Below are 15,502 nucleotides of genomic sequence, written 5' to 3'. Positions count from 1 at the left end.
ATGGCAGGGATGTGTTTAAACACGTGATAACACACCCCTGCCCCTCTCAAGAGGGGATCCCTCGCCCGGTGCCCGTTTTAAACCATAACGGATTTAAACTGAATATATAAAACAGGGATTAGATAAATGGAGATTTTTGATGCCGTAATTATCGGCAGTGGCATGGGGGGATTGGTGAGCGCCGATTTACTGGGCAGGGAAGGTTTTAAAGTTTGCGTCATCGAAAAAAACCAGCAAATAGGTGGTTCGCTGCAAACTTATGTGCGCGATAAAGTGATCTTTGATTCGGGCGTACACTACCTTGGCGGGTTGGATGAAGGCCAAAACCTGTACCAGATTTTCAAATACATCGACATTATAGATAAGCTTAAGCTGCAAAAACAGGATGTTGTTTTTGATAAGATAGGCATCCACGGCGAAGATATTGAGTATGAATACGCCCAGGGATACGATAATTTCATTGCCCATATATTAAAACACTTTCCCGGTGAGGAAGCCGCGCTTAACGCCTATTGCGATAAGATCAAAGAGGTATGCAGCAAATTCTCGTTATACAACCTGCAAAGCGGCGATGACTTTAACGAGAAATCGGCCGTGTTGGAAATTGACACCAAGGGCTTTATCGAATCTATAACAGATAACCCACGCTTGCAGGCCGTGTTGGCGGGCAACAACGCCTTATACGCCGGGCAGGCCGATAAAACGCCATTTTATGTACACGCGCTGATACTGAACAGCTATATTGAAAGTTCGTACAAATGTATCGACGGCGGTTCGCAAATTGCCAAGTATATTGCCAAAAACATACGCGCACGTGGCGGGGTTATTAAGCGTAATTGCCTGGTAAAGCGCATTGTGGTTGAGGATGGCAAGGTATCGCATGTGGAAATTGCCGGCGGCGGTAAAATTTACGGCAAGCAATTTATCTCCAACATCCACCCGGTACAAACGCTGGAGATGACGGACAGCGATATCATTAAGCTGGCCTATCGCAACCGCTTAAAGGGGCTCGAAAATTCTGTGTCGTCATTTACCCTGAACGTTGTTTTTAAAAAGGATAGCTTCCCTTATTTTAATACCAACTACTACGTTGGCAAGGAGGGCCATGTTTGGGACATAGCCGAATATACCGGGGAAAACTGGCCGCTTGGCTTTGCCTATTTTATGGCACCATCGTCCAAATCGCCCAATTATGCCGATGGCGCATCCATACTTACCTATATGCGTTTTGAGGAGATGAAGCCATGGGAGGATACTTTTAACACGGTATCAAACGTTAATGAACGGGGCGAAACGTATGAGGAATTTAAGATCCGCAAAAGCGAAAAACTGCTGGATATGGTGGAAGAGAAGTTTCCGGGTTTCCGGAGCCATGTAAAATCATACTATTCGGCCACGCCGCTTAGCTACCGCGATTATATTGGCAATGGTGATGGATCATTGTACGGCATTGTTAAGGATTATAAGCACACCCTGAAAACCTTTATATCGCCGCGTACTAAAATACCCAACCTTTATTTTACCGGCCAAAACTTAAATCTGCACGGCATTTTAGGTACGGCCATGAGCGCTATTGTTACCTGCACCACATTACTTGGCGACGATGCCATTATAGGAAAAATACGGAATGCGTAAAAAATTTAGCTGGAAAAAGTTTGGCAAAAGAACGTTGTATGCGTTCCTTGGCTTTGTAGGGCTTATTATTATAGGCATGGTGTACCTGTACATTGTAGCCATTGATTACCCGCCCGAGCCTAAGGACCAAAGCAGCCTTAACCTAATACGCCAGCAGCCAAGCAAGGGGTTTTATACCATTAACAACAGTTGGTTCCGTAAAAGCAAGAGCGGCCTTTTTGAGATGTATGTAGAGGGAAAACCCTTTGAGCGTGGCGTTATTAACGGCAAGCTAAGCCAGGAATTGGTGGTAGCCCAGGAAGACCATTTTGTGGAGCAGATAAGTCGTATTGTACCCTCCAACTTTTACCGTCATTTTTTAAAATATTTTATAGCCTGGTTTAACCGAAACCTGGATAAAAACATTACAGAAGAATACAAGGAGGAGATTTATGGCATCTCTAAATCCGCATCGGACAAATACCAATATATAGGCTCCAATTATCAGCGTATTTTAAACTATCACGCGGCGCATGATATCGGCCATGCCCTGCAAAGCATGGCTTTGGTGGGCTGTACATCATTTGGCACCTGGGGCGTAAAAAGTGAGGACAGCACCATGATCATTGGCCGCAACTTTGATTTTTATGTGGGCGATAAATTCGCGCAGGATAAAATGGTGGCTTTCTTTAACCCCTCTGATGGGTATAAATTTATGACGGTTACCTGGGGCGGCTTTATTGGCGCCGTAAGCGGCATGAACGAGAAAGGCGTAAGCGTAACCATTAATGCCGATAAAACAAATATCCCAACAGGAGCGGCAACACCTGTATCGCTGGTAGCGCGCGAAATTTTGCAATACGCCAAAAACACGCAGGAGGCCTATGCCATTGCTAAAAAACGCAAAATGTTTGTATCGGAGGCTTTCCTGGTAGCATCGGCAGCCGATAATAAGGCGGTTGTGATAGAGAAAACGCCGGATACGCTGGATATGTATGATCCGCACCAGGATTATATTCTTTGTGCCAATCATTTCCAAAGCAAGGGCCTTAGCCAATCAAAGGAAAACAAAGTGCAGATGGCCGAGAGCGCGTCGCCGTATCGCTACAACCGTTTAATGGAATTGCTGAATGCCAACGGGAAAAACACGGTACAAAAAACCATAGCCATCCTGCGCGACCAGAAAGGCCTGCATGGCCAAAACATTGGCATGGGTAATGAAAAGGCCATCAATCAGCTGATGAGCCACCACAGCATTGTATTTGAGCCTAAAAAGCTACTGGTATGGGTAAGCACCTCGCCATGGCAATTAGGCGAGTATGTTGCCTACGATCTTAAAAAAGTATTCGGTCTGCGCGGTATGAAACAAGACCAGGAAATTAACGAAGAAAAACTAACCGTACCAGCAGATACCTTCCTATCCACAGCCCAATACCTCCATTTTGTAAACTTCCGCAAAATGCGCCAACGCGTGTTAGACGGTGAAACCATCAATACCGATAGCCTGGTTGCTACCAATCCGCAATACTATTTCGCTTACGTTATAGCCGGCGATTACACTTTTAAACAAAAAGATTATAAAAAGGCATTAGGCTATTACCAATCGGCGCTGACCAAGGTTATCGCCACAAAAAAAGAAGAAGAGCATATTAAAATACAGATAAAAAAGTGCACGGAAAAGATAAAATAAGCCGCCGTATAGTTAGTTTGTGTTTAATATCGTGCGATTTTATTTTTGTGTAAAAATCACAATACCTCGTATCTCTTCGCAATCAAAAACGCTTCATTTTTAGTAAATTCGCGCCAACAATTCACTGTCAATTTTTCACCTGCTTGCCCCAATTGATACAATTTGAATACCCCAGTTTCCCCTAAAATAGAAAATTCAATCATCGAGGCGCTAAACGATTGTTTTGAATTATACTCAAATAACGTTGCCCTCGTATTCAATGGCGAATACGTAACATTTGCTGTGCTAAACAGGCGTGCCAATAAACTGGCCCATTTATTAATAGACAGAGGTGTAAAACCCAACGATTTAATCCCGGTATGCCTCAACCAGGGCATCGAGCTGATAGTTGCGATTCTTGGCGTATTAAAATCAGGAGGTGCTTATGTCCCTATAGATCCTGATTATCCGGCTGCCCAGATTAATTACATATTCAAAGATTGCCAGCCTCGGCTCATCCTTACCACCACCGAATGCCAACACCTGCTACAGGGGACCGCCAACGCCAGCCAGATATTGGTTGATCAACTTGATGGTATTGACTATTCCGAAAACAATCCAAACATCAATATTGCGGGCGAAAGCCGGGCGTATGTCATGTATACTTCCGGCACAACAGGTAATCCCAATGGGGTTATCATTGAGCATCGTAGCCTGGTAAATAATTTAATGTGGGCGCACCGGTATTTTAAACTCCACGAAAGTGATGTTGTATTACAAAAAACCACCTTTTGCTTTGATGTTTCTGTGTGGGAAATTTTATGGCCCCTGCTTTCGGGCGCGCGGTTAATCATCATCAATAAAGACGACTACCGTGATAGCGAAAAGTTAAAAGCAACCATAAAGCTGTTCCGTGTAACCACCATCCATTTTATTCCGGCAATGCTGGAGTTTTTTTTATTGGATTGCAAAACTGATGAGTACCGGGAAATAAATACCATAATATGCAGTGGCGAAGCCCTAAGCACATACCAGGTTGTGTTGTTAAAAAACAAATTGCCCAATGTAAACCTCTATAACTTATATGGCCCAACCGAAACCACTATCCATTCCACCTTCTGGCAGGTGCCGGATGGCTTTGGCACTTCAGATAAAGTATTAATTGGCAGCGCCATTGACAACACCTCGCTTTATCTGCTCGACGAACAGGGAATGCAGCAGGCGCCAGGCGGCATTGGGGAGTTGTATATAGGCGGCATTGGCGTAGCACGCGGCTATCTGAATAAGCCGGAACTTACATCAAGCCGATTTATTGTAAACTCGTTTAATAACGAAAAGCCGGGTCGCTTGTTTAAAACCGGAGATTTTGGCCGCCAATTACCCGATGGAAACATAGAATATTTAGGCCGGATTGATGACCAGGTTAAAATTGCCGGCAACCGGATTGAGCTGGAATCAATAGAAGCGGTACTTAAAACCAGCGGACTGGCAAAGCACGCTGTTGCGGCGGTAAAAAAAACATCGGCGGGCAGTTTAAATATCATCGCCTTTGTTGTTTTAAACAAAGGCGTTTCCGTTGCCGATATCTGGGACTATCTACTCACTAAGCTACCTGGCTATATGTTGCCGGCCAGCATTAAAGCGGTAACGCAAATTCCCTTTACATCCAACGGAAAAATCAACAAACATCTGTTGGTAAATCCCGAACTGCCCGGAGATCAGGGACACCAGATTATTGAACCCTCGAATGAATTGGAAAATGCAATCTTTGTTTTTTGGAAATCTCTTTTTGAAACAGAAGACATAAGCGTACTGGATAATTTTTTCGACTTAGGCGGCAATTCATTACTTGCCGTTAAATTATTGTCGTTTTTGCGGCGGTATACGCAGCGGCACATTAACTACATTACCCTGCATCATTACCCCACAATTTCATCACTGGCCGATTTTTTAAGCAAGCCGGGAGCTGTGCAAAAATCAAACACCCTTATTCCGCTTAAAGCAGGTGGCAACCTTCCGCCGTTGTACCTGGTAAACGGTGGCGACCAGGCCGGTGATGGCTTTTTTGCCTTGGCTGCAGCCCTTGATCCCGATCAGCCCGTTTACGGGTTTGAATCAAACGGGTTTAATAACAAGGGCCACAAATTTGAAAGCATTGAAGAGGTTGCAACGCATTATGTAAACAGTATTCTGAAGGATAATCCCTACGGCCCATACGCGGTTGCCGGATATTCCCTGGGAGGGGTGTTCGCGTTTGAAATGGCCCGGCAGTTAAAGGCATTAGGTAAAGAAGTTAAATTACTGGCCATAATTGATAGTTTAACCCGCGACCCCGCTTTAATAAAAACCCAGTATTCTTTTTACACCGTTTTACGGTTAATGGCATTTAACATCCGCATGCTTGGTAATGGCTTAAAACCCGCGCTAAATTATAGCAAACTGGTTTTAAAAGCCGCTTTGGCAAAAATAAAGTCGCGAAACGGTGAAACGGTGAAGAGCGATGCCGACAACAGCTCTTCGGCGGAGTTAGGTGGCAGTTCGGAACCCGGGCCTTTTGAACTTAGTGTTTTTGACTTGAGTGTATCGCTCTATATAAAATATGTGATTGATAAATACGACGGAGGATTGGTTGTTTTTAAGGCAAAACAAAAAACATTTTACATGGATGATTTTAAATACCTGGGCTGGAAACCCCATGCAAAAAAGATCAAAGCTATATCCATTGACGGTCATCACCTTACCCTGTTTGACGAGCCCCAGGTTGCGGCTTTTGGCAAACGGCTACAGCAGGAATTAAACGCCGGTTTTTAACGAGCAAGCCAGGCTGGTATCATTTCCCTGGCAAAAAACTGTTCTGCAAAAACAAAAACAGCGATGAGTATGTCCCATCGCTGTTTTTATTCCGTATTTTTTAAGTCTTACTCGTTTTCAATAGCCGAAAAAACTTCCAGCAAAATATTCCACTTTTTGTTTTGGTCTATTTCCCAAATGCGTACATAGTTGTAATTACCAACAACGTTGCCTTTGGTTATGCGTGCATGGCCGTAACTATACGCCAGGTCGTTACTTACCGACCGGCCGGCATCGGTAGTTTCGGCGGTTATGCTGATTGCTTCGTTGTTAATAAACTTCATGATAACATCAGGGCCGGTCATAGGCTCAAAGCCCGGGAAATAATAACGGCCTTCGGCGCTCAAAAACTCTTTATAGCTTGCCATGGTTGATATGGTAAGCGAATGGTTAAATATCTTGTCGGTGTTCACAATAACGCTTTTGGCGGTAAAGGGATCTTTACTTGGGGCCGATTTTGTGGTAGCATCCGGCTCTTTAAAATCAGTTACTACTTCGCCTTCGGGTTCAGGATGTTGTATCCCCAAATCTATCAGTAGTTTTAATTTATTGTTATCGTCAACATCGGCACGCCAGATAGATACATAATCGCCAAAAACTTTGTCATCATCGGTTTTGCCGTTTTGATAAACGTAGGGCCCTGCGGTAAAGGCCAGATCGCCATTGGCAGATATCCGCGCAAATTTTGGCTGCCAGCTTAACTTACCAGCCTGTTTATCAATATTACTATAAAAATCAACTATCTTAACTGCATCTGGTTTAAACACAATACCATCGGGTGCGGCAACAGCTAAAAAGCCGTCTTTTATCCCTTTACGTTCAACTAATTTATTAAATGCTTCTTCGGCATTTACAACTTTACTTACTTTAACCGGTGCTGACTGAGCCATGGCTAAAACGCTATAGCTCATAAATGTGGCGGCTAATAATACTTTCTTCATGTTTTAATGGGATGTTGGGGAGGCAATTTAGTAATAAATTTTAAGTCGGTTATGCAATTACAAATTGCTTAAAATACAAATAGGCACATGCTATTTGCAACTTATCTGCTTAATGTGAAACGAAAACCGTTATATTTAATTGTGCGCGAAGCAGGTTTATACATCTAAAATTTGTTTCGTTCATGTAATTATCTTATCAGTTAACAAGCGTTTAAACATAACGCAATTGCATAAGCACAAAAACAATTAACCCAATAATATGCATAATGTTTCGTTTTAAAGCCATGTTATGCCTTTAGCTTATAAATTTACGCAATTATGAAAATACCTGTTTTTACTTTGATAATGGCCGGATTGCTATGTTACGGAACAATATCCAGGGCGCAAAATCAAATCCTGAACGATAACCAGGGCAAACCGGTTATGGAACAAAGCTACATAGATGTTGAGGGCAGTCCCTACCTGACGGCAACCTGGCTCCCCGGCATTGTAAGCCTGGCAAACGGCAAAACAGTTGCCGCGAAATTAAAATACGATTTGGTAAAAGACGAATTGCTATTTCAAAGCCCCAGAGATTCGATGGCCCTTGCTTTTGTTACCCCGGTTAAAAGTTTCCGGTTTGATATTGTTGGCACCATAGATGAAAGCTCTCTCGCTCCGCTTATATTCAGCAACGGCTACCCCGCTATTGACGAACAAACCGAGGCTTCATTTTACCAGGTAGTTGCCGATGGAAAAGCAAAACTACTTAAGCGGTATAAAAAAGTGATTCATTCCAATCAGGCTTTCAATTCTGCAACTACCACCAAAACATTTGCCTTGCGCGATGCTGTTTATTACCTGTTGGCAGATAATAAAATAATCCGGGTTAAACCAACTCCAAAAACAATTGCAGCGGCCCTGGCCGACAAAACAGACCAGGTACAAACCTTCATAAAAACCAATAAAATTGATTTTAAAAGCGACCGGGACCTGGCCAAACTGTTTACGTACTATAACTCTTTGTAGGAATTAAGAGTCAAGAGATAAGAATTAAGACTTTTTTTGTTATGCTTACATAACGTGCTAAACCATAGATATCAATAAATTTTTCCTCTCTTAACTCTTGATTCTTATCTCTTGACTCTAATTTTTATTTCTTGACTCTATTCTAATTCTTGCTCCAGAGCGTACCTTCTTTGCTATCTTTTAGCTGAAACCCTACTTTTGACAGGCCTTCACGGATTTTATCGCTGGTGGCATAATCTTTATTTGCTTTGGCTTCGTTACGCAGTTCAACTATCAGGTTGAGTATTTTGGGCAAATCATCATTATCGGCCTGTTCATCTTTAAGTCCTAAAACTTCCTGCACAAACGTTTTCATAAGGTTTTTAAGCAACCCAAGGTTAACTTCGTTAATCTTCATTTTGCCGTCATGTACCGAGTTGATGATCCGCGATGCTTCAAACAGTTCGGCAATCAATACCGGGCTGTTAAAATCATCGTTCATTGCCGCGTAGCAACGCTCCAGCAGGGGTTCTATTTCAATTTCGGTACTGCCAGATGCCTTTAGGCCATCCAGCAAGGCATAGGCGTTCATCAATCGCTTAAAACCTTTTTCAGAGGCCTCCATGGCATCGTTGCCAAAATCAAGCGTGCTGCGGTAATGTGCCTGCAGCATAAAAAAGCGCACGGTCATGGGGCTGTAGCCCTTATTCAGGATAGAGTTTTCGCCGCTGAAAAGTTCATGGGGCAAAAAGCTGTTTCCTAACGATTTCGACATTTTTTGGCCGTTCACCGTAAGCATGTTGGTATGCACCCAATAATTGGCCGGGTTTTTACCGCAGCAGGCCACGTGTTGGGCTATCTCGTTGGTATGGTGGGTTGGCACAAGATCAAGGCCGCCGCCATGAATGTCAAATTGCTCACCTAAATATTTCTGGCTCATGGCCGAGCATTCCAGGTGCCAGCCCGGGAAGCCCACGCCCCAGGGCGATGGCCATTTCATCAGGTGCTCTGGCTTGGCTTTTATCCACAAGGCAAAATCAAGCTTGCCGTGTTTTTCCTGCTGGCCGCCCAGCGTGCGGGTATTGTTCAGTAAATCTTCCAGGTTGCGGCCGCTTAACACGCCGTAATCTTTGGTTTTATTATATTTTTCAACATCAAAATAAACCGATCCATCTACCTCGTAAGCATATCCTTTTTCAAGAATAACCTTTACCATTTCTATCTGCTCAATAATATGCCCGGTGGCTGTTGGTTCAATACTTGGCGGCAGGGTGTTCAGTATCTGCATTACCTCATGAAAACCAACAGTATATTTTTGTACAATTTCCATCGGCTCCAATTGGGCCAGTTTTGCTTTTTTCGAAATTTTGTCTTCGCCTTCGTCGCCGGCGTCGCCTTCCAGGTGGCCGGCATCAGTTACATTACGTACATAGCGAACCTTGTACCCTAAATGGTTAAGGTAGCGAAACATCAGATCGAAAGATATATAGGTACGGCAGTTACCCAAATGCACATCACTGTAAACAGTTGGGCCGCAAACGTACATGCCCACATGCGGGGCATTAAGGGCCTTAAATTCTTCTTTTTTGCGGGATAAAGTATTGTAAACAAACAATTTTTGTTTCATGAGGGCAAACTTACGATTTTTTCAATTTTTAGCTAATGCGGGCAGCCCGATTATTAAAGCTTACACCCAAGTGATACTATCTTTATTGCTGCAATAAATATTCGAAATCAAATTGGGGTCGGTAACCCAAAACCTGTTTGGCTTTATCGCAAACATAAACACGATCAATACTTTCGGGAAATACCCAGTTTTTATGGCTATAGATGTCTTTGGCTTCGGGGAAATATTTAAGGATAACTTCTTCGGGGTTGTGTTTAAGCCTAACAAGGTCATCCTTGCCAAATGGCGACCCGCTGGATATATTAAAGATTTCGAAATCGGCAAACGTTATACCCAATGCCAGTCGTAATGCCTCGGCGCCATCGCGCTCATCCAGGCCTCTATAAATCCGGTGGTTTATTTTAAGGTTATCATCCTCGGGCAAAAAACGCCCAACGCGGTATACTGATGCTTGCAGGCCTTCTTTATAAAAAAAATCTTTGCAAAGCTGCTCGGTTGTTTGCTTGGTGATATCATAAATATCGCGTGGTTTTTCGGGCAGGTTTTCATCCACCCAAACTGCCTTCGCGTGGTCAACTAAAGCGCTGCCGTAAATGGATGTTGTACTGGTATACAAAAACCTGTTTACACCGTGTTTAACACAGGCATTAAGTAAATTAAGCGTGCCTATAATATTTGTTTGTATAAAAGCTTCCCTGGGGTAATTAAGTTCATAATGCTTGCCATGTACGGCTGCAGTATGAATAATGGCATCAAAACCGCCGCAAAGGTTTTCGATCTCGCTTTTGCTTTTTATGTCGATAATGTTGTCGGTAGTGGCCGAGGGCGTCAGGTCAATACCTGTAACACGATGGTCAAACGTCTTTAAATGTTTTACGGTGGCCGAACCTAACTGACCGGATGAACCTGTAACCAGAATTTCCATGGCTGATATTTAATTCAAGATCAGGTCGCTCCGTAGCGGAAAATGATCAGAAAGCTTTTTTTCAACAATCAGGTACGATGCCACATCAAATTGCGGACTTACCATTATGTAATCTATCTGGTAATTGGGAAAATCGCCATTATAGGTGCGCCCAAACCCGGCTCCTTTTTCGCGGAACGCGTTTTTAAGTCCTTTTGCCATTTGGTTAACCGCAAAGGATGTAGGGGTATCGTTAAAATCGCCGGATATGATATAGGGATATGGGCATTGTGCTGCATGAGCTTTTATTTTAAAAACCTGTTCGCTCCGCTTTATAAATGCCGCCTTCAGTTTGCCGCCCAGCCTTTTGGTTGATTGCATATCTGTTTTGCCTTTTTTTGATACGCTATCCAGGTATTTATAATCTTCGGGGTTAAATTTGATGGATTGCAGATGAAGACTGTAAACCCTGAATGTTTTTTCGCCTTTTTTAACATCAATGTACAAACACTGGTTTGCTGATGACCTATCGGCCGCCAGTTGGATTAAACCTTTTGCTACAATGGGATATTTTGAGAAAACAGCCATCCCGATTGCTTCCGAGCTATTGAAATTAAGCGGCTCGAAATAATAATTATTGGCGCCCATTATTTTTACAATCGAGTCGCGCATATCGTACTCGCCTTTGTAGCGGGTATAAAACTCCTGGAAACCGATAATATCCGGCTTTTGATCATTGATTAACTCCAGGATCTCGTGCTTGGTAGATACATCGTTTTTTGCCCCATAACGTTTAAAGTTATGCACGTTATAAGTCATCAACCGTATGGAATTGATACCCGGCGCCGGCGAAAATGTTGATGCCGTACGCAATCCCACATTGTTATTGAGCACGCCCCAGCCAATCAAGATAGTTATCATCGAAAGCGCCGCAGGCCAGCGCCAGCGTAACAGCCAAACCAGCATCATGATTACATTAAGCAAAAGTATTGGCGGGTAGGCCAGGCCAAAAAAAGCAATCAGCCAAAAAGTGTTGGGGTTAACCGAGGGCGCCAGATAACTAAGCAATAAAGCAACGCAAAGCAGCAGGTTTATCCATAAAAATACTTTATCAATAAAACCTAATCCACTTTTTTTATTTTTCATTCTTGCTTGCGCGGGCTAATGTCTCTTTCTCCTGTCTGCTCAGGCTATCAACGCCCGTTTGTGATATTTTATCTAATATACGGTCAATTTCGTCCTGACGGGGATATTCGGCGCTGTTTTTACCGGTATTGCTGTATACCACCTTTAATTTTGACTTTGATTTGAAAATATTGGCGATACCGGTTATCCAATCATGGCCTTTTTGAAGTTGCTTTATATAAATGAAACCAATTAAAGCACCGCCGATATGGGCAATTTCGCCACCGGCGTTAGGGCCAACAATATTTAAAAAGTCAATTATCAGTATAAAAAGCACTATCCACTTTAATTTTACCGGGCCAATAAATATGAGGGATATGGTATAATTAGGTAATAATGTGGCTGTGGCCACCACTATAGCCATAACACTGGCAGATGCACCAACAATAGTACTATTGGCCGCGGCGTTTAAACTGGTAAAAGCGGGCAGTACATTTAAACATAATAAATAAAGCAGAGCTCCAGCGAGTCCACCCATAATGTACAAGCCTATGGTGCGCTTATTGCCCAGGTATTCTTCAAATATTTGCCCCATCCAATACAGCCAAAGCATGTTAAATAATATATGCAAAACACCGGCGTGCATGAACATATAAGTAAGCAACGTCCAAAAATGGGTTAGCATTTTCGGCAGTGCAGCCGGCAGCAAAAGATATTCGGTGGTATATTTTAGTATGGCGCTATTGCCAAAGCCCGTAAAAAGCTGCTCGACAATTGCAGATAGATTTATTGCCAAAAAAACAATCACATTAATACCAATAAGCAGGTTGAGCTTATTGCCCGACCGCAACATTTTGTATTGGATATTTTGCCAAAGGGTGCTCATAATAAAACCGTTATTAATTTGATAACTCCTGTTTATTGTTAAAAATTGTTAGTTGTGCTGCAATCGCCAAATTTTTACCATAATATAACCAATTAATGCCCCGCCAATGTGGGCAAAATGGGCAACATTATCTGTTGGGCTTTGTTTATAAATCAGCCAAAGTTCAAGCAATATATATCCCGGGATAATGTACTTTGCTTTAATTGGTACCGGGATAAATAACATCATGAGCTCCATATTAGGAAACATCATGCCGAATGTTACCAGTAAACCAAAGATGGCACCAGATGCACCGACTACTGAACCATGATATATGGCCCAAAGCTTTGCCCCCAGCACCTCGCCGTAGGCTAGATAGGATGCATCTGATGCTGGATCGCTAATAGTAAATGCGCCGGTTATTGCGTGCACTTCATAAGCCTGAACCAGTTGATTGCAAACCACAGCGCCAATACCGCAGAGGAGATACAGGTTTAAAAATTTTCTGGGGCCAAGCGAATACTCCAATATTGGCCCAAAAGAAAAAAGAGCAAACATGTTAAAAAGGATATGTTGCGGCTGATCCAAACCAGCATGCATAAACATGTATGTAATGATTTCCCACAACTTGAAATTTGGCGAATTGAAGTAGTATACCGGCAGGTAATGCATCACATTAGGAAAAAACCGACCGATAGAGACAGCCCCGATAAAAACAACGATATTTATAACCAGCAGATTTTTTACTACCGGTGTGATATTGGCAAAAGGCGATTGATTGTATCCGTTCATAGTATAGTTAAAGCCCCGGGGCTATTTTTCAAAGCGTTCCATTAATTCGGCCAGCGTAAATGTACTGATTACGGGCTTACCGTTCAATGCCTGGTTAGGCGATTGACAGGCAAAAAGCTGGTCGATAAGCTGGTTCATTTCTTCCAGCGACAATTTGGTGCCGGTTTTAAGCGCAGCATTGCGGGCTAATGACCGTGCAAGGTTATCCCGCTTATCTACTTTTAAAATGGCCACATTGTTTTTAAACCCTTCCAGTAAATGTTCTAAAAGCTCGTGCTCGTCAACATTGCTCAAATCGGCCGGTATGCCGTCAACAACCACGGTGTTTTTACCAAACTCACGGATGTCAAAACCAAGGGCTTTAATATCGGGCAAAAGCTCCCTCAATAACTCAAAATCGCTGCCGTTTAGTGTTACCGATTGCGGAAATAAACTTTGCTGGCTTACCCCGGAGTGGTGCTGCAATTGCTGTAAAAAACGTTCATACAAAATACGCTCATGAGCAGCCTGCTGCCCTATCAGCATAAAGCCCGATTTAATTTGCGACAAAATAAACCGGTTATGGATCTGGAACAATTGCCGTTCGCTGGGTTTGCTTACCTCCTGCTCGTCAACAGCAATGCTTTTTTCATCGTGCATCAGCTGCTGCTGGTTGGTTTCCTTTTTGCTGATCTCGTACAGCGTATCCCAGTTATTGGGTATGGGTGTATTGCGGTATTCGCTGTTATCCCGCAAGAAAGGATGCTGTTCTCGCGTTCCAGATGATTTTTTCTCCGCAGCAAAGGGATTAAAATCCGGGTTAAAGGAAATGGTCGGCGCTATAATCTCCTCAAACGGCTTCGGAGTTATCAGGTGCTCAATGCTGTTTTCCTGGTCAAAATCCAAACTTGGGGTAATGTTATACCGGCCCAAAGATCGTTTTACGGCCGACCGGATGATGGCATAAATGGCCTTCTCATCCTGGTACTTGATCTCGGTTTTGGTAGGGTGCACATTAATATCAATTTTTGATGGATCGATATCAATGAACAGCACGTAAAACGGGTAACAATCATCAGGCAACAACTCTTCAAACGCAGTAAGTACCGCGTGGTTCAAATACGCATCGCGTATAAAGCGATAGTTTACAAAAAAGAATTGCTCGCCCCGTGTTTTACGGGCAAACTCGGGCTTGCCAACAAAACCACGCAGATTAATAATAGTGGTATCCTCCTCAACCGGCACCAGCCGCTGGTTATAGTTATTACCAAACAGGTGCACTATACGTTGCTTTAAGGCAGCGCCGGGCAAATGGTAAACTTCCTGCCCATCATGGTGCAGGGTAAAAAATATTTGTGGATTGGCCAGCGCAACCCGTTGAAACTCGTCGATAATATGGCGCATTTCTACCGGGTTACTTTTTAAAAAATTACGCCGGGCGGGTGTGTTATAAAACAGGTTTTTGATGGATATGGAGGTGCCGGTATTGGCCGAACACGCCTCCTGGCTAATTACTTCCGATCCTTCGATAAAAATACAGGTACCCAGCTCATCCTCATGACGGCGGGTTTTTAGTTCCACCTGCGCAATAGCGGCTATCGATGCCATGGCCTCGCCCCTGAAACCCATGGTGCGGATGGCAAACAAATCTTCGGCCTTGCGTATTTTTGATGTGGCATGCCGCTCAAAGCACATGCGGGCATCGGTAAGGCTCATGCCGCATCCATCATCAATAACCTGTATCAATGATTTTCCGGCGTCTTTAATAATGAGCTGTATTTTACCCGCCCCGGCATCAATAGCGTTCTCCACCAATTCTTTTACCGCCGATGCCGGTCGTTGTACCACCTCGCCAGCGGCAATCTGGTTGGCAACGGCATCTGGTAAAAGCTGAATTATATCTGACATTTAAAAAAATTCCCTTCAATTTCGTTTTCGATGCTAAATTAAATATTTGAAGGCATAACTTTATGATTTGATAATTGTATATGTAATCAGAGTCAGGAATCAAGAGTAAAGAATTAAGACAGGAAGTAAAAATTACACCGTTTCTTGTGTCTGGACTCTATCAGATAGTCTGAATAAATAGCTAAGGGCACAAAGACAAAGAAGGCAATCATTCAACGCGATTGACGCTCTCTTGATTCTT

General features: G+C 43.2%; 11 protein-coding genes. 4 read left to right on the top strand and 7 right to left on the bottom strand.

The window, feature by feature from the left end:
* Positions 1–126 precede the first annotated feature (126 nt).
* The 3 genes from FSB76_RS14180 to FSB76_RS14170 all read left to right on the top strand — a co-directional run bounded on the left by FSB76_RS14180 (position 127) and on the right by FSB76_RS14170 (position 6,094).
* Positions 127–1,635, top strand: a complete 1,509-nt coding sequence (locus FSB76_RS14180) for a phytoene desaturase family protein (protein WP_147054377.1) — start codon at positions 127–129, stop codon at positions 1,633–1,635.
* Complete coding sequence (locus tag FSB76_RS14175) at positions 1,628–3,304, top strand: C45 family autoproteolytic acyltransferase/hydolase (protein ID WP_147054375.1); 1,677 nt, start codon at positions 1,628–1,630, stop codon at positions 3,302–3,304. The genes FSB76_RS14180 and FSB76_RS14175 overlap by 8 nt, the downstream gene beginning before the upstream one ends.
* A 162-nt stretch (positions 3,305–3,466) precedes the next feature.
* Entirely contained in the window at positions 3,467–6,094 is a 2,628-nt protein-coding gene (locus tag FSB76_RS14170; RefSeq protein WP_147054373.1) for a non-ribosomal peptide synthetase, read from the top strand.
* A gap of 107 nt (positions 6,095–6,201) precedes the next feature.
* On the opposite strand, the gene FSB76_RS14165 is transcribed toward FSB76_RS14170, so the two are convergent.
* Complete coding sequence (locus tag FSB76_RS14165) at positions 6,202–7,074, bottom strand: hypothetical protein (protein WP_147054371.1); 873 nt, start codon at positions 7,072–7,074, stop codon at positions 6,202–6,204.
* Positions 7,075–7,392: 318 nt separating this feature from the next.
* Between FSB76_RS14165 and FSB76_RS14160 the strand changes: the two genes are divergently transcribed.
* Positions 7,393–8,082 carry a hypothetical protein gene (locus FSB76_RS14160; protein WP_147054369.1) on the top strand — a complete coding sequence of 230 codons (690 nt, stop codon included), beginning with the start codon at positions 7,393–7,395 and terminating at the stop codon, positions 8,080–8,082.
* A 142-nt stretch (positions 8,083–8,224) separates the two neighbouring features.
* On the opposite strand, the gene cysS is transcribed toward FSB76_RS14160, so the two are convergent.
* The 6 genes from cysS to mutL all read right to left on the bottom strand — a co-directional run bounded on the left by cysS (position 8,225) and on the right by mutL (position 15,261).
* Complete coding sequence (gene cysS, locus FSB76_RS14155) at positions 8,225–9,688, bottom strand: cysteine--tRNA ligase (RefSeq protein ID WP_147054367.1); 1,464 nt, start codon at positions 9,686–9,688, stop codon at positions 8,225–8,227.
* Positions 9,689–9,770: 82 nt separating this feature from the next.
* Positions 9,771–10,613 carry an NAD-dependent epimerase/dehydratase family protein gene (locus tag FSB76_RS14150; protein WP_147054365.1) on the bottom strand — a complete coding sequence of 281 codons (843 nt, stop codon included), beginning with the start codon at positions 10,611–10,613 and terminating at the stop codon, positions 9,771–9,773.
* 9 nt (positions 10,614–10,622) lie between these two features.
* Positions 10,623–11,738 (bottom strand): endonuclease/exonuclease/phosphatase family protein, encoded by a 1,116-nt coding sequence (locus tag FSB76_RS14145; RefSeq protein WP_147054363.1) that lies wholly within the window; start codon positions 11,736–11,738, stop codon positions 10,623–10,625.
* Positions 11,728–12,603: a rhomboid family protein gene (locus tag FSB76_RS14140; protein ID WP_147054361.1), complete on the bottom strand. Its 876-nt coding sequence runs from the start codon at positions 12,601–12,603 to the stop codon at positions 11,728–11,730. The genes FSB76_RS14145 and FSB76_RS14140 overlap by 11 nt, the downstream gene beginning before the upstream one ends.
* A gap of 48 nt (positions 12,604–12,651) precedes the next feature.
* A complete protein-coding gene (locus FSB76_RS14135) occupies positions 12,652–13,374 on the bottom strand; it encodes a rhomboid family intramembrane serine protease (protein WP_147054358.1) in 723 nt (240 codons plus the stop codon).
* 21 nt (positions 13,375–13,395) lie between these two features.
* A complete protein-coding gene (gene mutL / locus FSB76_RS14130) occupies positions 13,396–15,261 on the bottom strand; it encodes a DNA mismatch repair endonuclease MutL (RefSeq protein WP_147054356.1) in 1,866 nt (621 codons plus the stop codon).
* Between the last annotated feature and the right edge of the window lie 241 nt (positions 15,262–15,502).

The sequence above is a fragment of the Mucilaginibacter ginsenosidivorax genome (assembly GCF_007971525.1).
In the GTDB taxonomy this organism is placed as follows: Bacteria; Bacteroidota; Bacteroidia; order Sphingobacteriales; family Sphingobacteriaceae; genus Mucilaginibacter; species Mucilaginibacter ginsenosidivorax.
Note: the sequence above shows the minus strand (reverse complement) of the source record. Positions and strands in the feature narration are given on the sequence as shown.

What these genes read in the sequence shown, in the direction of transcription:
- FSB76_RS14180 (WP_147054377.1), top strand. Translation starts at nt 127, where the DNA reads ATGGAGATTTTTGATGCCGTAATTATCGGCAGTGGCATGGGGGGATTG.
- FSB76_RS14175 (WP_147054375.1), top strand. Translation starts at nt 1,628, where the DNA reads ATGCGTAAAAAATTTAGCTGGAAAAAGTTTGGCAAAAGAACGTTGTAT.
- FSB76_RS14165 (WP_147054371.1), bottom strand. Translation starts at nt 7,074, where the DNA reads ATGAAGAAAGTATTATTAGCCGCCACATTTATGAGCTATAGCGTTTTA.
- FSB76_RS14160 (WP_147054369.1), top strand. Translation starts at nt 7,393, where the DNA reads ATGAAAATACCTGTTTTTACTTTGATAATGGCCGGATTGCTATGTTAC.
- cysS (WP_147054367.1), bottom strand. Translation starts at nt 9,688, where the DNA reads ATGAAACAAAAATTGTTTGTTTACAATACTTTATCCCGCAAAAAAGAA.
- FSB76_RS14150 (WP_147054365.1), bottom strand. Translation starts at nt 10,613, where the DNA reads ATGGAAATTCTGGTTACAGGTTCATCCGGTCAGTTAGGTTCGGCCACC.
- FSB76_RS14145 (WP_147054363.1), bottom strand. Translation starts at nt 11,738, where the DNA reads ATGAAAAATAAAAAAAGTGGATTAGGTTTTATTGATAAAGTATTTTTA.
- FSB76_RS14140 (WP_147054361.1), bottom strand. Translation starts at nt 12,603, where the DNA reads ATGAGCACCCTTTGGCAAAATATCCAATACAAAATGTTGCGGTCGGGC.
- FSB76_RS14135 (WP_147054358.1), bottom strand. Translation starts at nt 13,374, where the DNA reads ATGAACGGATACAATCAATCGCCTTTTGCCAATATCACACCGGTAGTA.
- mutL (WP_147054356.1), bottom strand. Translation starts at nt 15,261, where the DNA reads ATGTCAGATATAATTCAGCTTTTACCAGATGCCGTTGCCAACCAGATT.